Annotated in this window: 17 protein-coding genes; 11 read left to right on the top strand and 6 right to left on the bottom strand. The window is 64.8% G+C overall.

Annotated elements, in window-relative coordinates; genetic code table 11:
* Positions 1-47: 47 nt before the first annotated feature.
* From EOA19_RS25130 to hpaH, 5 genes are read left to right on the top strand one after another with little or no spacing between them, the layout of a single operon-like run.
* On the top strand, positions 48-434 hold the full coding sequence (locus tag EOA19_RS25130; RefSeq protein WP_127266759.1) for a 5-carboxymethyl-2-hydroxymuconate Delta-isomerase: 387 nt from the start codon (positions 48-50) through the stop codon (positions 432-434).
* 11 nt (positions 435-445) lie between these two features.
* Positions 446-1,963 (top strand): 5-carboxymethyl-2-hydroxymuconate semialdehyde dehydrogenase, encoded by a 1,518-nt coding sequence (gene hpaE, locus EOA19_RS25125; protein WP_127266758.1) that lies wholly within the window; start codon positions 446-448, stop codon positions 1,961-1,963.
* Between the two features lie 14 nt (positions 1,964-1,977).
* Entirely contained in the window at positions 1,978-2,958 is a 981-nt protein-coding gene (gene hpaD / locus EOA19_RS25120; protein WP_127266757.1) for a 3,4-dihydroxyphenylacetate 2,3-dioxygenase, read from the top strand.
* A gap of 25 nt (positions 2,959-2,983) precedes the next feature.
* Entirely contained in the window at positions 2,984-3,859 is an 876-nt protein-coding gene (locus EOA19_RS25115) for a fumarylacetoacetate hydrolase family protein (protein ID WP_128305124.1), read from the top strand.
* The gene (gene hpaH / locus EOA19_RS25110; RefSeq protein WP_128305123.1) at positions 3,856-4,662 is read left to right on the top strand and encodes a 2-oxo-hept-4-ene-1,7-dioate hydratase; all 807 of its coding nucleotides are present in this window, start codon (positions 3,856-3,858) and stop codon (positions 4,660-4,662) included. The genes EOA19_RS25115 and hpaH overlap by 4 nt, the downstream gene beginning before the upstream one ends.
* 27 nt (positions 4,663-4,689) lie before the next feature.
* Here the strand turns inward: hpaH and EOA19_RS25105 are convergent, their stop codons facing one another.
* Genes EOA19_RS25105 through EOA19_RS25080 form a run of 6 tightly spaced genes read right to left on the bottom strand, consistent with a single transcriptional unit; the run spans position 4,690 to position 11,122 of the window.
* Positions 4,690-5,712: a phosphotransferase gene (locus tag EOA19_RS25105; RefSeq protein WP_128305122.1), complete on the bottom strand. Its 1,023-nt coding sequence runs from the start codon at positions 5,710-5,712 to the stop codon at positions 4,690-4,692.
* Positions 5,709-7,001: an aminotransferase class III-fold pyridoxal phosphate-dependent enzyme gene (locus EOA19_RS25100; protein WP_128305162.1), complete on the bottom strand. Its 1,293-nt coding sequence runs from the start codon at positions 6,999-7,001 to the stop codon at positions 5,709-5,711. The genes EOA19_RS25105 and EOA19_RS25100 overlap by 4 nt, the downstream gene beginning before the upstream one ends.
* 35 nt (positions 7,002-7,036) lie before the next feature.
* Positions 7,037-8,386 (bottom strand): aminotransferase class III-fold pyridoxal phosphate-dependent enzyme, encoded by a 1,350-nt coding sequence (locus EOA19_RS25095; protein WP_128305121.1) that lies wholly within the window; start codon positions 8,384-8,386, stop codon positions 7,037-7,039.
* Between the two features lie 20 nt (positions 8,387-8,406).
* Complete coding sequence (locus EOA19_RS25090) at positions 8,407-9,075, bottom strand: HAD-IA family hydrolase (RefSeq protein WP_128305120.1); 669 nt, start codon at positions 9,073-9,075, stop codon at positions 8,407-8,409.
* Positions 9,072-10,352, bottom strand: coding sequence for a Tm-1-like ATP-binding domain-containing protein (locus tag EOA19_RS25085; protein ID WP_128305119.1), 1,281 nt, complete (start codon positions 10,350-10,352; stop codon positions 9,072-9,074). Before EOA19_RS25085 ends, EOA19_RS25090 begins: the two co-directional genes overlap by 4 nt.
* On the bottom strand, positions 10,352-11,122 hold the full coding sequence (locus EOA19_RS25080; RefSeq protein WP_128305118.1) for an IclR family transcriptional regulator: 771 nt from the start codon (positions 11,120-11,122) through the stop codon (positions 10,352-10,354). The genes EOA19_RS25085 and EOA19_RS25080 overlap by 1 nt, the downstream gene beginning before the upstream one ends.
* Before the next feature lie 173 nt (positions 11,123-11,295).
* On the opposite strand from EOA19_RS25080, the gene EOA19_RS25075 reads away from it, so the two are divergent.
* From EOA19_RS25075 to EOA19_RS25050, 6 genes are all read left to right on the top strand, one after another.
* Positions 11,296-12,744, top strand: coding sequence for an APC family permease (locus EOA19_RS25075; protein ID WP_128305117.1), 1,449 nt, complete (start codon positions 11,296-11,298; stop codon positions 12,742-12,744).
* Positions 12,745-12,803: 59 nt separating this feature from the next.
* Positions 12,804-13,997 (top strand): cytochrome P450, encoded by a 1,194-nt coding sequence (locus EOA19_RS25070; RefSeq protein WP_128305116.1) that lies wholly within the window; start codon positions 12,804-12,806, stop codon positions 13,995-13,997.
* Complete coding sequence (locus EOA19_RS25065; protein WP_023810832.1) at positions 13,994-15,481, top strand: aldehyde dehydrogenase; 1,488 nt, start codon at positions 13,994-13,996, stop codon at positions 15,479-15,481. Before EOA19_RS25070 ends, EOA19_RS25065 begins: the two co-directional genes overlap by 4 nt.
* Before the next feature lie 251 nt (positions 15,482-15,732).
* Positions 15,733-16,587, top strand: coding sequence for a MetQ/NlpA family lipoprotein (locus EOA19_RS25060; protein ID WP_128305115.1), 855 nt, complete (start codon positions 15,733-15,735; stop codon positions 16,585-16,587).
* Between the two features lie 92 nt (positions 16,588-16,679).
* Positions 16,680-17,777 (top strand): methionine ABC transporter ATP-binding protein, encoded by a 1,098-nt coding sequence (locus EOA19_RS25055; RefSeq protein WP_128305114.1) that lies wholly within the window; start codon positions 16,680-16,682, stop codon positions 17,775-17,777.
* On the top strand, positions 17,758-18,416 hold a 659-nt coding region (locus EOA19_RS25050; protein ID WP_164893033.1), incomplete at its 3' end, for a methionine ABC transporter permease. The genes EOA19_RS25055 and EOA19_RS25050, both read left to right, overlap by 20 nt.

Below are 18,416 nucleotides of genomic sequence, written 5' to 3'. Positions count from 1 at the left end.
TAATTAACGCGTTAACTACAACAAAAGCAATAGACCAGGGAAACGCCGTGCCTCACTTCTCCATCGAGTATTCAGCCAATCTCGATGCCAAGGTCGACATGGGCGAATTGTGCGCGCTGGTGTTGCGCACCGTGCTGGACACCGGGCTGTTCGAGACCGGCGCCGTGCGGGTGCGGGCCTTTCGCGCCGAGGCTTACGCGATGGCCGACAGTCTGCCGGAAAACGCTTTTCTCGACATGTCGTTTCGCATCGGCACCGGCCGCAGCCCTGATGAGAAGAAGCGGACCGGCGAAGCCGTCTTCGCGGCGGTGAGCGAATATCTCGCCGGGCTGTTCGAGACCCCGCATTTCGCCCTGTCGCTCGAGATCCGGGAAATCGACCCGGAGCTGAGTTGGAAGAGAAACGCAATCCACCCGCGACTGCGCGGCAAGTGACGGAACCCGACATGTCCGACCTGCAAGGCAATCTGAACAAGGCCGAGGCCTATATGGACCGCTTCAGGCGCGATGGCGTGTTGAACCAGATCGGCGGCGAGGCGGTACCGGCGCTCGACGGCGCGACGTTCGAAACGCTGTCGCCGGTCGACCTGAAGCCGCTGGCAAGCGTCGCGCGCGGCGGAGCCGCCGACATCGACCGCGCCGCCAGGGCGGCCAAGGCTGCGTTTCCGGCCTGGGCCGCCATGCCGGGCGAAGCGCGCAAGAAGCTGCTGCACAGAATCGCCGACGCGATCGAGGCGCGTGCCGAGGAGATAGCCTTCGTCGAATGCATGGATACCGGCCAGGCGCTGAAGTTCATGGCCAAGGCAGCGTTGCGGGGTGCCGAGAATTTCCGCTTCTTCGCCGACCGTGCACCCGAAGCGCGCGACGGCGAGACGCTGCGGACCACGGGCCAGGTCAACCTCACCACGCGGGTGCCAATCGGCCCGGTCGGCATCATCACGCCGTGGAACACGCCGTTCATGCTGTCGACCTGGAAGATCGCGCCAGCGCTGGCGGCCGGCTGCACGGTGGTTCATAAGCCGGCTGAATTTTCGCCGCTGACCGCCCGCCTGCTGGTCGAGATCGCCGAGGAGGCCGGTCTGCCGAAGGGTGTGTGGAACCTGGTCAACGGCCTGGGTGAAGATGCCGGCAAGGCGTTGACCGAGCATCCCGACATCAAGGCGATCGGCTTTGTCGGCGAGAGCCGTACCGGCTCGATGATCATGAAACAAGGCGCCGACACGCTGAAGCGCGTGCATTTCGAGCTTGGCGGCAAGAACCCGGTGATCGTCTTTGCCGACGCCGATCTCGAACGCGCCGCCGACGCCGCCGTATTCATGATCTATTCGCTGAATGGCGAACGCTGCACCTCGTCGTCGCGGCTGCTGGTCGAAGCTTCGATCTATGAAAGCTTCACCGCCAAAATCGCGGAGAGGGCGAAGCGCATCGTCGTCGGCCATCCGCTCGATCCGAAAACGGTGGTCGGCCCGCTCATCCATCCGGTGCATGAGAAGAAGGTGCTGTCCTATATCGACATCGGCAGGTCGGAGGGGGCCACGCTCGCCGTCGGCGGCGGCAAGGTCGATGGGCCGGGCGGCGGCTGTTATGTCGGCCCGACACTGTTCACCAACGTCACCAACGGCATGCGCATTGCGCAGGAGGAGATTTTCGGGCCGGTGCTGAGCGCCATTCCCTTCAACGACGAGGCCGAGGCGCTTGCGCTGGCCAACGACACGCAATACGGCCTGACCGGCTATCTCTGGACCTCGGACGTCACCCGCGCCTTCCGCTTCACAGACGCGCTCGATGCCGGCATGATCTGGGTCAATTCCGAGAATGTGCGCCATTTGCCGACACCGTTCGGCGGCGTCAAGAATTCCGGCATCGGCCGCGACGGCGGGGACCATTCCTTCGACTTCTACATGGAGACGAAGAACATAGCCTTTGCGACGACGGCGCACGCGATCCAGAAACTCGGCGGCTGACCGGAGGAAATCAGATGCCCTTGCCCAAGCCCAATCTCTACCCCGCCTTCAACATCGTGCGCCTCAGCCATGTCGAGCTGGCCGTCACCGACCTCGCCAAATCCCGCGCCTTCTATGTCGATACGCTCGGCCTGCAGGTCACCGACGAGACATCGGACACCATCTATCTCAGGGCGCTGGAGGAGCGTGGGCACCATTGCATCGTGCTGAAGAAGGCGGCCACGGCAGAAGCGCGCGACCTTGGCTTCAAGGTCTTCTCGGATGAAGACCTCGACAAGGCAGTGCATTTCTTCAAGGACAAGGGCCTGCCGGTGGAATGGGTCGAGCGACCCTACCAGTCGCGCACCTTCCGCACCCGCGATCCGCACGGCATTCCGCTCGAATTCTACGCTGAGATGGAGCGGCTGCCGCCGATCCACCAGAAGTATGCGCTGTACAAGGGCGTCAAGCCGCTGCGCATTGACCACTTCAACTGCTTCTCGCCCAATGTCGACGAGTCCGTCGCCTTCTACAACGAGCTCGGCTTCCGGGTGACCGAGTATACCGAGGACGCCAGCAGCGGAAGGCTGTGGGCGGCGTGGACGCACCGCAAGGGCGGCGTGCACGACATCGCCTTCACCAACGGCATCGGGCCGCGCCTGCACCATGTCGCCTTCTGGGTGCCGACGCCGCTCAACATCATCGACCTGCTCGATCTGATGGCAACGACGGGCTATTTGCCGAACATCGAACGCGGCCCCGGCCGGCACGGTATTTCCAACGCCTTCTTCCTCTATGTCAGAGACCCGGACAACCACCGCATCGAGATTTACTGTTCGGATTACCAGACGGTCGATCCGGACCTCGAGCCGATAAAATGGGACCTCAAGGACCCGCAACGCCAGACGCTGTGGGGCGCGCCGGCGCCGAAAAGCTGGTTCGAGGAGGGCAGTGTGTTTGCCGGAGCGAAGGCACGCCAGCCGGATTTGGCGGCTTCGCCGATCATTGCGCCGTGACGATGAACCTTACGAGGAGACACGGATGACTGGACATGGCCGGCTCGCCACCTTCACCGTCGGCGGCAAGACGCGCTATGGCGCGATCACGAGCAAGGGCGTCATCGACCTGTCGGCTCGTTACGGCCAATGGCCGACGCTGCGTGAAGTGATCGAGGCCGGCGCCTTGCGGCGGCTGGCGGAAGCGGCCGAGGCCTTCGCCGCAGATTTCCCGCTCGACGCCATCGCCTATGAAATCCCGATCCCGTCACCGGAAAAGATCATCTGCGTCGGCGTCAACTATCCGGACCGCAACGAGGAGTACAAGGACGGCCAGGCAGCGCCCTCCAACCCGTCACTGTTCATCCGCTTCCCCCGCTCCTTCGTCGGCCATGGCGCGCCGCTGGTGCGGCCGCCGGAATCACCGCAGCTCGACTATGAGGGCGAGATCGTCATCGTCATCGGCAAGGCCGGCCGGCGCATTGCCGAGGCCGACGCGCTCGGCCATATCGCGGCGCTCTCGCTGTGCAATGAAGGCACCATCCGCGACTGGGTGCGCCATGCCAAGTTCAACGTCACGCAAGGCAAGAATTTCGACCGCAGCGGCTCGATCGGCCCGTGGCTGGTACCGTTCACCGACGAGGCGCAGATCGCCGACATCGCGCTGACCACCCGCGTCAATGGCGAGCTGCGCCAGCAGGACCGCACCAGCCGGATGATCTTCTCGTTTCGCAAGATTATCGCCTATGTCTCGACCTTCACCACACTGGTGCCGGGCGATATCATCGTCACCGGCACGCCGACGGGTGCCGGCGCCCGCTTCGATCCGCCGATCTGGCTGAAGCCCGGCGATGTGATCGAGGTGGAGGCCGATGGCATCGGCGTGCTCAGAAACGGTGTCGTCGACGAGGCAGCGCAATGACCCCGGAGCAAGTGGAAGACGCCGCGGCACGGCTGTTCGAGGCCGAGCGGTCGCGCCGCCAGATCCGTCTGCTCAGCCTCGATTTTCCCGATGCGACGATGGAGGACGCCTACCGCGTGCAAGCGGCGCTGGTGACGCGCAAGATCGATGCCGGGCTGAAGCCGAAGGGCTGGAAGATCGGGCTGACATCGAAGGCAATGCAGTACGCGCTTGCCATCGACACGCCGGATTCGGGCGTGCTGTTCGACGACATGTTCTTCCATGACGGCGCGACGGTGCCGGCCGGCCGCTTCATCCAGCCGCGCGTCGAGGCCGAGATCGCCTTCGTCATGAAGGCGCCGCTGAAAGGCCCCGGCGTGACCATCTCCGACGTGCTCCACGCCACCGACTACATCACCCCGGCGCTGGAAATCCTCGACACGCGCATCGAGCGCGTCAATGCCGAGACGAAGAAGGCACGCACCTTCTTCGACACGATTTCCGACAATGCCGCCAATGCCGGCATTGTCATCGGCGGCCGGCCGCAACGTCCTGATGAGGCCGACATGCGCTGGATCGGCGCCATCGTCTCGCGCAACGCCGAGGTCGAGGAAACCGGGCTCGGTGCCGGCGTGCTCAACCATCCGGCGATGGGCATCGCCTGGCTGGCGGACAGGCTCGCCCGCTACGGCATGTCGATCGCGGCAGGTGAGGTGGTGCTCTCGGGATCGTTCGTGCGCCCGGTCGAGGCGCGGCCCGGCGACATGATCGTTGCCGATTTCGGCAGTTCGGGCACGGTCAGCATCCATTTCGCGAAGGGCTGATGACCCGCTGGTTCTTATCGATCGGCCCTAATCCCCACGCAGATAGGCAATCACCACATCGGCCGCGATGGCCGACATGCGCATGCCGACATCCCTGGTGATGTCGCCTTCGACGCGGCTCTGCACCCAGCCAAGAAAGGCGAAGGCGCGCAAGGCCGAAAACAGCGGCAGCGCGGCGATGTCGCGCGCCGTCAGCTCCCGCTCCTGCCGATAGCCGTCGAGCAGAGCGGCCTCGATCAGCGGATAGATCGCCTCCTCGCGGTTCTGGTACAGCGCGACGGCAAGGTCGTACATGTGCCAGCCATGGCCGCAATCGTCGAAGTCGATGATGCGGATCGCGCCGTCATGGACGAGCACATTCTCGCGCACCAGGTCGGCGTGGATGATGCCGAAATTGCGGGCGCTGCGTTCATGCTCCGACAGCGCCTTCACGGCCTTTCCCCGCGCCTGGAAAACCAGCTCGCGACGAGGGCCGTCGAGGAAGGGCGAGGTCTCGAAACGGCCCCAAATCGGGTTCGCACCGAAGAAGCCGTCGAAATCCCAGGCATGGCGGGCAAAGCCGGCGGGCGGCGTCCAGGCAGACGTGACATTGTGCATGTGGGCGATGGTTCGGCCCATCGCGGTAAAGACCTGTCTTGCCTGCTCGGGCGTAAAATCCAGCGGCACGCCTCGCGCGCCGACGGCGCGGCCTTCCAGCCAGCTCAAGCAATCGACTTGACGGGGTTGCACTGAGGCGTTGGCGCTGACAAGCACGAACAGATCGCCGGCCGGCGTGGCGACCGGCGAGGGTGTGGCGATGCCGGCCGATTGCAGAAAGCCCATCCATTGCAGTTCCGAGCGCAGGGCGGCGTCCGTGTGATAGCCAAGCCGATGAATGCGCATGGCGGCCGGCTGGCCTGTTGGCAAGATGACGCGAAACACCGCGTTCTCGCGGAATTTCAGCAGTTCCGGCTCACCCTCATCAATGCCCCAATGGGTGAGCGCGCGCCTGGCAAGCGCCGTGACATCGGCTGCCGTCTCGGGCTCGGACTGCGCGGAAACAGCGCTCACGCCTTCACTCCGCCGACTTCACCAAGCACTTCGTCAAGCAGCCCGATCAGGACGTCGGCATTGTCGCGTGAAAACGGCATTGGCGGGCGGATCTTCAGCACATTGCCGTGGATACCAGTCTTGCCCATCAGCACGCCGCGATGGCGCATGCGGTTGGCGGCCTGCTCGGCAATGTCGGGCGCCGGCTCGCGCGTCTCGCGGTCGTGAACCAGTTCGGCGCCGAAGAACAGGCCGGCGCCCCTGACCTCGCCGATGCATTCATGGCGCTCGGCCAGCGGGCGCAGCAGACCGAGCGCATAGGCGCCGACATCGCGTGAGTTGGCGACGAGATCGTCCTGCTCGATGACGTCGAGGACGGCATTGGCCACCGCGCAGGAAACCGGATTGCCGCCAAAGGTGTTGAAGTAACGGAAAGCGTTGCGGAAGGTCGCCAATGTGTCCTTGGTGGTGACCACGGCGGCGACCGGATGGCCGTTGCCCATCGGCTTGCCCATGGTGACGATGTCGGGAACGAAGCCGGCGCGCTGGTGGCCCCAGAAATGGCTGCCGGTTCGGCCGAAACCGGGCTGCACCTCGTCGGCGATGACCAGTCCTCCGGCGTCGCGCACCGCGCGCATGGCACCGTCGAAGAAGCCGCTGGGTAGCGTCGGAAAGCCTTCATTGGCGAGCAGCGGGCAGAGGATGATGCCGGACAGGCCGATGCCGTTCTCTTCCAGCGACGCGATGGCTTCGCGCACCGCGTCGCCAAAGGCTTTGCCGTTGGCCATCGCATCCGGATGGCGATAGCTGTCGGGCGCCGGCACCAGCCTGACGTTGCGGGCGCGGCCTCCGACCGGCGGCATGCGGGTGCTGAGCTGCGAAACCGCCGTGGTGTTGCCATGGTAGGTGGCGTCGGTGGCGATGATGCCCATGCGGCCGGTCGCGGCCTGCGCCATGCGCAGCGCGATGTCGTTGGCCTCGCTGCCGGTGCAGGTCAGGATGGCGGTCGACAGGCTGGCATCGAAGGTCGCGGTCAGCCGCTCGACATAGTCGAGGATGGCGGTGTGCAGATAGCGTGTGTGGGTGTTGAGCAGGCTTGCCTGCCGGCAAAGGGCCTCGACCACATGCGGGTGGCAGTGGCCGACATGCGCGACATTGTTGTAGGCGTCGAGGTATTTGCGGCCGTCGGCATCGTAGAGCCAGACGCCCTCGCCGCGCACCAGGTGCACGGGCTCATCATAGAACAATTGCGATTTCCCCCCGAGCAGGCGGGAACGCCGGCTAACCAGAGCTTCCTGCGATTGAGCCATTTGCATCTCGAAACTCCGTTCCATCCACTAAACCGTCAGACCTTCGACAGGCCTGCATCCAATGCTTCGCCGATTTTCGTCACGTCGGCGGCGGTGATGATGAGCGGCGGCGACAGGATGATGGCGTTGCCGGAGACGCGCAGCATGACACCGGCCTCATAGGCCGCCTCCGAAACCAGGGCCATGGTCTTCTTGTCGGCAGGCTTCTTGGTGGCACGGTACGAGACCAGTTCCAGCGCCGCCATCAGGCCCTTGTATCTGACATCGCCGACGATCGAGTGTTTCGCCTTCAGCCCCTCCAGCGCGGCCGCGAGTTCGACGCCCCGTGCCGCCGCGTTCTCGTTCAGGCGCAGCCGTTTGGTCTCGGCAAGCGCCGCCAGACCCGCCGCGCAGCCGACCGGGTGGCCGGAATAGGTATAGCCGTGGCCGATGGCGCCGAAGCTGGTTTTGTCGGCCTCGAAGATTTCGGCCACCTTGGCGCCGATCAAGGTCGCGCCGAGCGGGAAATAACCTGACGTGATCGCCTTGGCGATGGTCATGAAATCCGGCTTCACGCCGGACAGACGCGAGCCCGACCATGCGCCGGTGCGGCCGAAGCCCGTCACCACCTCGTCGGCGATCAGCAGGATCTCGTGGCGGTCGCAGATTTCGCGCACCAGCGGCATGAAGCTCTCATGCGGAACGATGACGCCGCCGGCGCCGAGAACCGGCTCCATGATGAAAGCGGCGATGGTGTCGCCGCCCTGGAAGGCGATTTCGTCCTCCAGCGCCTTGGCGCACAGTTTTGCCAGCCGCGCGGGATCGGTCTCGTCGAACGGGTTACGGAAGGTCCAGGGCGCGGGAATGTGGAAGACGCCGGGCAGCAGCGGCTCGTAGTTGCGGCGGAAATTGGCGTTGCCGTTGACCGAGGCGCCGCCGAAATGCGTGCCGTGATAGCCCTTCTTCAGGGCGAGGAATTTTGTCCGGTCGGCCTGGCCGCGGATCTTCCAGTATTGCCGGGCCAGTCGCAGCGCTGTTTCGACCGAGTCCGAACCGCCCGAGGTGAAGAAGGTCCGCACCATGCCTTCTGGCTCGAACCATTCGCAGAGTTCGTAGGCGAGTTCGACCGACGGTCCGGTCGAAGTGCCGCGAAAGCCGGAATAATAGGGCAGCGCGCCAAGCTGGTCGGCGATCGCCTTCTTGATCGGGTCGCAGCTGTAGCCGAGATTGACGTTCCACAGGCCGCCGACGGCATCGAGCACGGTGTTGCCGGCGATGTCGGTGACCATCACGCCCTCGCCCTTCATGATCACCTTTGGCGGGTTGGCCCGCATCTCGGCCGGATGCGCCATTGGGTGCCAGATCGGCTTGGCGTTGGTCTCGGTGAGGAAATTGATGTCGCGCATGAAAGGGCTCCGCAAAAATCTCAGGCAGCTGAAACGAGGTCGAAATGGCCGAGTGCTTCGGCATAGGATTGGGCCGGGTGAGCAACGTCGAAATGAAGCGTGCGCATGCCGGCAGCACAGCCGCCATCGACATTGCGCTGCTGGTCGTCGACGAAGACGCAAGCACCGGCCGGCAGGCCGAGCGCTTCGGTGACCAAGGCATAGGCGCGCGGATCGGGCTTGAGTATGCCGGTGTAAGTGGCGTCGACGATCGTGTCGAACAGGCCGAGCAGCGGCAGCCGCCGGCGGAAATCGGCGCCGTAGAACAGGTCGAGTTCATTGGACAGGATTGCCAGCCGAAATCCGGCCGCATGCACCGTGCGGATGGCGCTGTCGGCTTCGGGCCGCACCACCTTTTCCGGCTCCGCGCCACGCGCGCGCCGGACGAAGGTTTCCATCGCCTGCCAGTCCTCGCCGACGAGACGGCCAACCTCGCTTGTGCGGGTGCGCCAATAGTCGCGCTCGCTGATCTCGTCGGCTTGCATGGCGCGCCACAGCGGATCGCCGTGCGGATCGAACGGCCCGCGCCATTGCAGCGTCCCCGGCGTGAGGCCGAGCGCCTGTTCGGTCAAGGCGTGGGTCTCGAACAGTGTGCGGGTGACGACGCCGCCGAAATCAAGGACAAGCGCCTGGGCGGGAACAGCACTCACGCTGCCACTCCCTTGGCCGGCTTGCCGCGCGGGACGATGCCTTCCTCGACCCAGCGGTCGAAGATCTCGAGCGCCTTGCCGACGAAGTCGTCGCTGTTGATGTGAGCGTCGATCTCGTGGAACTCGACCCCGGCGGGAATAGCCCGACGCATTTCATCGGCGAAGGCCGCGAGAGCCTCGGGTTCATAGAGCGGCTCACCCTGCACGTCCCATTCCTGGATGCCTCCGGTTGGCAGGATGAAGGCGGAGCGGCCTTTCGCGGCACCGAGCTTGGCGGCGATGGTCCTGGCGACCTGGCGGCGATCGTCGGCATCGACGGTGACCGAAGCGATCAGCCTGTTGTGGGCATGAAACGGCCGCGTCGAGAATTTAGCCGGCAAATCCTGCCAGGTCGGCAGATCGACCATGTCGACCGCCCCGGGGGCGGCGATCTGCGGAGTGCCGCGAGCGCCGGCATTCTCCAGCCGGTCGGTGCCGGAACTGACGACGGATCCCGCGAGATGATTGGTGATTTCCTGCAGGCTGAAGTCGAAGACCGCGCAGAAATGATCTTGGCCGGCGATCGATTCGAAGGCGCGGCCGCCCATTCCGGTGGTGTGGAAGACGGCAACGTCATAGCCGCGCCGTTCCAGGGCCGGCTTCAGCGTCTTCATGTAGCGCAGGCAGCTGCTGCCGAGCGAGGTCATGCCGATGGTCGGCCCCGGTGCCTGCGCCGACACGCGAGACGCCAGTACGATTTTAGCCGCGCCGACGACCGCACCGCAGGCCTGCGACAGGACCAGCCTGCAGATGTTGTTGAGGCCGTACAGTCCGCCCGCCCAGAGGATCATCATCAGGTCGGGGGCGACGCGCTCGGGCGGGATGAGATGCGAATAGGCGATGGTCGAGACGACGAATTTCGGCACGCCGAGCGGCAGGCAAAGCGCCACGTCGAGCGCCAGATCGGTTCCCATGGAGCCGCCTATGGCAATGAACGCGTCGATCTCGCCACTTTGATGGAGCTTGCGCACCAGCTGCACGGCGCCGCCGGCCATCAGCGTCATGGCGGTGTTCTCATCACCGCTCGAAACGATCTCGGCGATCGTCACATCTACAGCCCGGGCCACGGCGTGCTTGTCGTGGTCCGGGCTGTAGGGCGGGTCGCCCAGCACGCTGACATCCATCATCACGGCGCTGCCGCCCGACGCCTCGATGCACTGTTTCATGAACAGCAGCTCTTCGGCCTTTGTGTCGCCGGTGCCGATGACCAGGATGCGGGGCGCTGTCTCCGAGGGCATCAGGCCTGCCTCCTCAAGATTTGCAGGTTTTCGCCGTTGAGGCGCATGGAAATCTCCCGTGCCGCCTCCCTCACGGCAAGTCCCCGTTCGGCGATCGCGGCTGCCGTCGTTCTGGCCTTTGGCGCCGCTACCGCGATGGTGCCGAGCGCAAAGCCATCCGCCCCGCGGATTGCCGCCGCGACGCTGATCACACCTTCCTCATAGCCCTGGTCGCAGATCGAATAGCCGCGCTCGCGCGCCTCGCCCGTGGATCTGGAGATGGCGGCCGGCTCGATCAGCGTATGGGCCGTGAAAGCGTCGAGCGAACCCGTCAGGCACGCCTTGACGGTCTCGTCGCGGGCGAAGGCCAGATAGGCGATGCCCGACGCGGTCGAATGCAGGGGCAGCAACTGACCGATGTCGATGTTGACCCGGTTCGCCCATGCCGGATGCTCGACATGGACGGTGACCAGGCTGTCGACGCCGAATTCCGACAAATGCACGGTCTCGGCCGTCGATGCCGCCAGGTCCCGCACCAGCGGAACAGCTGTCTGCAGGAAGGGAAAGCGCGCTTCGCGGATGCGCGCCAGCCGCGACAGGCCGGCGCCGAGGCGATAATGCCGCGTGCCGATATCCTGCTCGACAAAACCATGGCCGGCCAGCGCAACCAGCAGCCGCCGTGTCGTCGCCTTGTCGAAGCCCGAGCGGCGCGCCAGATCGGACAGGCCGAGCTCGGGCTCGTCGACGCTGAACAGCTCCAGAAGCGAGATCGCTTTTCCGACCGTACTCAAATTTGCCTCCCGGTTCGGGACAATCATTTAACGTGTGAATTAACTTGACAGGCATCAGCATTGTTTGCAAGTCTATATTCAAAATAACAGTTCAAATAATGAACCGACCACCAGAGTGCATGGGACAGGCCATTCGGCCGGCGAGCCTGAGGGTTTGCAAACAGGAGGGATCAATGACAGCAGTTGCAGAACAGGCGCCGGCCAACAGGCTGCGCAAGAACAGTCTTGGCGTGGGCGCCATCACCTTCATGGTGATTTCGGCGGCCGCCCCGCTCACGGCAGTCGCCGGCGGCACGCCGCTCGGCATGCTGATGGGCAATGGCGCCGGCTTTGCCGGCACCTATCTGATCGTGACGCTGCTGCTGCTTTTGTTCGCGGTGGGCTATGTCGCCATGTCACGCCATGTCGGCAATGCCGGCGCCTTCTATGCCTATGCCGCGCGCGGCCTGGGCAGCATGGCCGGCGGCGCCACGGCGCTGATCGCCATCCTGTCCTACAATGCCATGCAGATCGGGGTCATGGGCCTGCTCGGTGCCGCGACATCAGGCCTGTTCGCCGGCTGGGGCATCAATTTGCCCTGGTGGGTGTGGAGCTTCATCGCCATCGCGCTGGTGGCCGTGCTCGGCTACCGGCAGGTCGACCTCTCCGCCAAGATCCTGACGGTGCTGGTGCTGTGCGAATATCTTGTGGTGCTGGTCCTCGACATCGCCATCCTCAAGACCGGCGGCGACAGCGGCCTGTCGGCGGCGCCATTCAGCTGGAGCCAGATCGTCAGCGGCTCGCCGGCCATCGCCATCCTGTTCTGCTTTGCCGCCTTCATCGGTTTCGAGGCGACGACGATCTATGCCGAGGAGGCACGCGATCCAAAGATCACCATTCCGCGCGCCACCTACTTTTCGGTCGTGCTGATCGGTGTCTTCTACATGCTCACGGCATGGCTGATGGCGGTCGGCGCCGGTGTCGACAAGCTGCTGCCGACGCTGCAAGGGCTGCAGGATCCGACGACCTTCCTGTTCGGCCTGTCGGATCGTTACGCCGGCACGATGCTGTCGCAGGCGATGAGCATCCTGTTCGTGTCGAGCCTGTTTGCCGGCGTGCTGGCGTTCCACAATGCGGTTGCGCGCTATATCTATGTCTCGGGCCGCGAAAAACTGTTGCCGCAGACGGTCGGCGTGACGCATGCGGTGCACCAGAGCCCGCATGTCGCTTCCATCATCCAGAGCGTGCTCGCCGCGGTCGTCGTCGGCCTCTTCGCCGTGCTCGGCCTCGATCCGGTGCTGGCGCTGTTCTCCTGGCTGACCAACGTCGCGACACTCGGCGTCATCGTCATGATGGCGGTGGCCTCGCTTGCCGTGGTGATGTTCTTCCGCGCCAATCCATCGACGCAGGAGAACGCGATGAAGACCACCATCCTGCCCGGGCTGACCTTCATCGCCTTCGTCATCATCATCTACCTGATCGTCATCAATTTCGGCAGCCTGTCCGGGGCCGGCGGTTTCCTTGGCGTGTTCCTGCCGGGGCTGGTGCTGATCGCCGCGATCGTCGGCCTGCTGCTGGCCAGCGCGCTGAAGAGCCGCGATCCGGTCGCGTTCAAAAACCTCGGCCAGCCGCTGAAAGATTGAGAAAAGCAAAGGGGGGGCGTGCCACGCCGCCCCTTACACCACAAAGGGGAGTGGCGGATTTGAGCTTTGCCGAAAATATCACCGTCGAGGCATTGGAAGCAGATCCCTACCCGATCTATGCAGAGCTCAGGCGCAGTGCGCCGGTCACCTTCGTGCCGGCGGTCAATCTGTGGTTCGTCACCCGCTGGAAGGATGTCGAGAGCGTCGCCAAGTCTCCCGACATCTTCTCCGCCGTCGTCGGCTCGTCGCCCGTCGAGCGCTCCTTCGGCAAGCCGACCATCCTGACCACCGATGGCGAGACGCACAAACAGCTGCGACAGGGCGTCGACTCGAAATACCGGCCGCGCACCGTCGCCGCCTATGCCGGCGACCTCGTGCGATCGATCGCCGAGCCCTACCTCGACCGGATCGCCGAACAGGGTGCGGCCGAACTAATGGCCGACTATTTCGAGCCGGTGTCGACGCTCAGCCTGGCGCGCTCGCTCGGCCTTGCCGACATCGAGATGCCGACGCTGCGCCGCTGGTTCTACGGCCTTGCCCAGGGCGCCATCAATTTCGAGAACGACCCGAAGCGGCAGGAGATCGCCGACGCGATCAGCGCCGAGGTCGGCGACGCCATCCTGCCGACGCTGGAAAGGCTTGCTCGTGCACCGGATGTTTCCGCGCTGTCGCATATGCTGCATGACGGCATGCCGGAGGGCACGACGCGGCCAATCGACTTCCTGATGCCGAGCATCAAGGTGATCTTGCTCGGCGGCATGCAGGAGCCCGGACATGGCGCCGGCTCGATCGTCGCCGGCCTGCTGGCCCATCCCGAACAGATGCGGCAGGTGCTCGCCGATCCCGAGACCTTTGTGTCGAAGGCGGTTGACGAGGGCTTGCGCTGGGTGGCGCCGATCGGCACCCAGACACGGCAGACGACGCGGGCGGTCGAGCTTGGCGGCGTGACGATCCCGGCCGGTGCAGCGGTGGCCGCCCTCGTCTCTTCGGCAAGCCGCGACGAGAGCCGCTTTGCCGATCCCGACCGCTTCGACATCAACCGCGATGAAGGCAACCATGCCGCCTTCGGCTTCGGCCATCATTTCTGCTCGGGCCGGTTCTTCGCACGCGAGCAGATGTGCCTTGCGGTAAGGCTGTTGCTCCAACGCTTCCCCGATCTCAGCCTTGTGCAGGGCAGGGAACCGGTGTTCCGCGGCTGGGAATTCCGCGCGCCCACCACATTGCATGTGTCCTTGGGAGTCCGTCATCCATGATCAGTCAGAATGCCATCGACACGCTGCGCAAGACGGAGATCGGCGCGCGGGGGCTGTTCATCGATGGCGTGCAGATCGAGGCAACAAGCGGCGCAAGCCTGCCGGTGACGTCGCCGATCGACGGCCGACCTTTCGCCAGCATCGCCGACGGCAACGCCGCCGATATCGACCGCGCCGTGAAGTCGGCGCGCAAGGCGTTCGAGAAGGGCTCGTGGTCGCGATCAGCGCCGGCCTTTCGCAAGAAGGTGCTGACGAAATTCGCCGAGCTGGTCGAAAAGCATGCCGACGAGCTCGCCGTGCTCGGCGTGCGCGACAATGGCACCGAGATCGGCATGGCCTACAAGGCCGAACCGCTGTCGGCGGCAGGCACCATCCGCTACTACGCCGAGGCCATCGACAAGGTCTATGGCGAGATCGCGCCGACGGCCGACAATGTTCTGGGACTGATCCACAAGGAGCCGCTCGGCGTCGTTGGCGTCATCGTGCCGTGGAATTTTCCGCTGATGATCGGCGCCTGGAAGATTGCGCCGGCGCTTGCCGCCGGCAATTGCGTGGTGGTCAAGCCGCCGGAAATCGCTTCGCTGACGCTGCTGCGGCTGGCCGAACTGGCAAGCGAGGCCGGACTTCCCGCCGGTGTGCTCAATGTCGTCACCGGCCGTGGTTCGGTTACCGGCGAGGCGCTCGGCCTGCATATGGATGTCGACGCCATCGCCTTCACCGGTTCCGGCCCGGTCGGCCGACGGCTGCTCGAATATTCCGCTCGCTCCAACCTGAAACGCGCCTTCCTCGAACTCGGCGGCAAGTCGCCCAACATCGTCTTTGCCGATGCTCCCGACCTGAAACAGGCGGCGGTCGTCTCGGCCAACGGCATTTTTCGCAATTCCGGCCAGGTCTGCGTCGCTGGCTCGCGCCTGCTCGTCCAGGCGTCGGTCTATGACCGTTTCATGGACGAGCTTCTCTTGGCAACGACCCGGCTGAAAGTCGGCGACCCGCTCGATCTCTCCAGCGACATCGGCGCGGTATCGAGCGCCGAACAGCTGGACAAGAACCTCGGTTTCGTCACCAGGGCCACGGAAGAAGGTGCCCGTCTCGTCACCGGCGGCGAACGGATCCTGACAGAGACCGGCGGCAGCTACATGGCGCCGACGATCTTCGAGAACGTCACGCAAGACATGCAGCTTGCGCGTGAGGAGGTGTTCGGGCCGGTGCTCGGCGTGATGCGCTTCGAAACCGAGGAGGAGGCGGTTCGGCTTGCCAATTCGACCGTCTACGGGCTTGCCTCCGCGGTGTGGACCGCCAACCTCTCCACCGCGCATCGCATGGTGCGCGCCATCAATGCCGGCGTCGTCCACGTCAACACCTATGGCGGCGCCGACATCACCGTGCCGCTCGGCGGCGTCAAGCAGTCGGGCTTCGGCCGCGACAAGTCGCTGCACGCGCTGGAGAAATATTTGGAACTCAAGACCGCCTGGATCGCGCTTTGAGACCAACCGTGGCGCTGGTCTCCTTCCGAATCTGACCTTCCCACGGAGATGCCCGGGATCGCCTTAGATCCGGCGGCGGTCGGCCGAGCGCCGTCTTGTTCTCTCTTCGTTGGAATTTTTGAGAGAATATTCCCGGCTTTGGCGAGAACGGCGAAACGCGTTCTTTGATTAAATCAATAGAATTTCTGACGATGTGATCAAGGCTGGGCAGTCCGCTTGGCCGCATGACTTCACAACCGCAGAGATCAATCATGTCCGACTTCAAAAACACTTTGCCATCTTCCTCAGGGTCAACCATCAGCCGGCGCAGCGGCTTGGCTCTGCTGTTCGCATCGGCCGTCGCGGTCGGCAGCTTGATGGCGCCGCATGCTTCGTTCGCCGAGGACAAGAAGGCGATCAAGGTCGGCATCATCAGCGGCGAGGACGAGGATGTCTGGCGCGTCGTCGTCGCCCAGGCGGCCGAAAAGGGCCTCGCCATCGAGACCGTGGTGTTCAACGACTACACCCAGCCCAACGAGGCGCTGGAGCGCGGCGAGATCGACGCCAACGCCTTCCAGCACCAGCCCTATCTCGACAACCAGATCAAGACACAGGGCTACCACATCGTGCGTGTCGGCTATACCGGCGTCTGGCCGATCGGCCTCTATTCGAAGAAGTACAAAGCAGTCGCCGACCTGCCCGAGGGCGCGGTCGTCGGCGTGCCGAACGACCCATCCAACGAAGGCCGGGCGCTGCGCGTGCTGCAGAACGAGGGCGTGATCAAGCTGAAAGACGGCACCGGCATTCTGGCCACCACCGCCGACATCGCCGAGAATGCGAAGAAGGTGGTGATCAAGGAACTCGACGCCGGCATCGTCGGCCGCTCGGTCGAGGATCTCGACGCGGCCGTGGTCAACACCGACTGGGCGCTGAAAAGCGGCCTGACGCCGGAAAACCGCATCGCGCAGGAGCCCATCGCCGACAATCCCTACCGCAACTTCATCGCGGTGAAGGCCGGCAACGAGAACGAGGCCTGGGTGAAGACGCTGGTGGCCTCCTATCAGAACGAGGCGGTGAAGGCCGAGTTCGACAAGGTCTACAAGGGCACCGGCCTCAGCGCCTATTGACCCGATCGTCGACCGGAAACCCGGTTCGAGAGCAACAGCGGTCCGCGCTCAGGCGCGGGCCGCGATTGCGTTTTCGGAGAACAGGAACATTCATGAACCAGCATATCACGGCATCCGGAGAAACCGCCGATCCGACGCATGCCCGGCCCGACGCGTCTCAGGACGTCGTGCGCCTCGTCGACCTGAAGCGCCGCTTCGGTGTGACAGCGGCGCTCGACGGCATCTCGCTGACCGTGCGCAAGGGCGAGATCCTCGGTATCATCGGTCGCAGCGGCGCCGGCAAATCGACGTTGATCCGCTGCCTGAACGGGTTGGAACGGCCTGACTCCGGCGAGGTGTTCATCGAGGGCCGCGAGATCAGCCGGCTAGGCGAGCGCGACCTGCAGCCGTTGCGGCGACGCATCGGCATGATCTTCCAGCATTTCAACCTGCTGTCGGCCAAGACCGTCGAGGACAATGTGGCGCTACCGCTCAAGATCGAGGGGCGCCCGAAAGCCGAGAGGCTGAAGCGCGCCGCCGAACTGCTCGATCTCGTCGGCCTGTCGGAGAAAGCAAAAGCCTATCCGGCGTCGCTGTCGGGTGGCCAGAAGCAGCGCGTCGGCATCGCCAGGGCGCTGGCAGCACGGCCGGCGCTGCTTTTGTCGGATGAAGCCACTTCGGCGCTCGATCCGGAGACGACGCGCTCGATCCTTGCGCTGCTCAGGGATATCAACCGGCAGCTCGGCCTGACCATCCTGCTGATCACCCATGAGATGGAGGTGATCCGCTCGATCGCCGACCGCGTGGCGGTGATCGACGCCGGGCGCATCGTAGAGCAAGGGCCGGTGTGGTCGGTGTTCGCTGACCCGCGCTCGGACATCACCAGAAGCCTGCTCGGCGCCATCCGGCCGCAGCTGCCAGCCGAACTGACGGCCCGGCTGCTGCCGGCGGCCGGCGCGGAGACGATCCTGCGCGTGGACGTGGCCGGCGAGGCAGCAAGCAGCCCGCTGCTGTCCGACCTTGCCATTGCTGTTCCAGGCGCCTTCCGCCTCGTCCATGGCGGCATCGACCATATCCAGCAGCAGCCGGTCGGCACGCTGTTCCTTTCGGTTCCCGGCAGCGATGCAAATCATCTCGCTGACATCATCACATTCCTGCAGGCCCGCCAGGCGCGGGTGGAGGTGCTTGGCCATGTCGCCGATCCTGTTTGAACTTCTGCTGCGTTCGATCTGGGAGACGGTGCTGATGACGGCCGCCTCCGGCCTCATCTCGCTGGTCTTCGGCCTGCCGCTCGGCCTGGCCTTGATCGCCACCGAACGCGGCGGGATTGCCGAAAGCCTGTGGGTGAACCGGGCGCTTGGCGCCGTCATCAACGGCTTCCGTTCGGTGCCCTTCATCATCCTTCTGGTCGCGCTCATCCCGGTGACGCGGCTGATCGTCGGCACCTCGATCGGCACATGGGCGGCCATCGTGCCGCTGTCGATCGCCGCCACGCCCTACTATGCGCGCATCGCCGAAGTGTCGCTGCGCGAAGTCGATCGCGGGCTGATCGAGGCGGCGCGCGCCATGGGCGGCAACCGCTGGACGATCATCCGCGAGGTGCTGGTGCCGGAAGCCCTGCCCGGCATTGTCGCCGGCTTCACGGTGACGCTGGTGACGCTGATCGGTGCCTCGGCCATGGCCGGCGCCATCGGTGCCGGCGGCCTCGGCGACCTCGCCATCCGCTACGGCTATCAACGATTTGAGACGTCCATCATGATCGCGGTGGTCATCGTGCTGATCGTCCTGGTCTGCGGCATCCAGTGGGCGGGGGACCGGCTGGTGGCGAGGCTGGATCGGCGGGGGGGGAA

The sequence above is a fragment of the Mesorhizobium sp. M7A.F.Ca.US.010.02.1.1 genome, assembly GCF_004023085.1.
Lineage (GTDB): Bacteria > Pseudomonadota > Alphaproteobacteria > Rhizobiales > Rhizobiaceae > Mesorhizobium.
Note: the sequence above shows the minus strand (reverse complement) of the source record. Positions and strands in the feature narration are given on the sequence as shown.

Coding starts and splice junctions, on each gene's coding strand:
- EOA19_RS25060 (WP_128305115.1), top strand. CDS start 15,733: ATGTCCGACTTCAAAAACACTTTGCCATCTTCCTCAGGGTCAACCATC.
- EOA19_RS25095 (WP_128305121.1), bottom strand. CDS start 8,386: ATGCGCGACATCAATTTCCTCACCGAGACCAACGCCAAGCCGATCTGG.
- hpaE (WP_127266758.1), top strand. CDS start 446: ATGTCCGACCTGCAAGGCAATCTGAACAAGGCCGAGGCCTATATGGAC.
- hpaH (WP_128305123.1), top strand. CDS start 3,856: ATGACCCCGGAGCAAGTGGAAGACGCCGCGGCACGGCTGTTCGAGGCC.
- EOA19_RS25085 (WP_128305119.1), bottom strand. CDS start 10,352: ATGCCCTCGGAGACAGCGCCCCGCATCCTGGTCATCGGCACCGGCGAC.
- EOA19_RS25115 (WP_128305124.1), top strand. CDS start 2,984: ATGACTGGACATGGCCGGCTCGCCACCTTCACCGTCGGCGGCAAGACG.
- EOA19_RS25100 (WP_128305162.1), bottom strand. CDS start 7,001: ATGGCTCAATCGCAGGAAGCTCTGGTTAGCCGGCGTTCCCGCCTGCTC.
- EOA19_RS25055 (WP_128305114.1), top strand. CDS start 16,680: ATGAACCAGCATATCACGGCATCCGGAGAAACCGCCGATCCGACGCAT.
- EOA19_RS25075 (WP_128305117.1), top strand. CDS start 11,296: ATGACAGCAGTTGCAGAACAGGCGCCGGCCAACAGGCTGCGCAAGAAC.
- EOA19_RS25065 (WP_023810832.1), top strand. CDS start 13,994: ATGATCAGTCAGAATGCCATCGACACGCTGCGCAAGACGGAGATCGGC.
- hpaD (WP_127266757.1), top strand. CDS start 1,978: ATGCCCTTGCCCAAGCCCAATCTCTACCCCGCCTTCAACATCGTGCGC.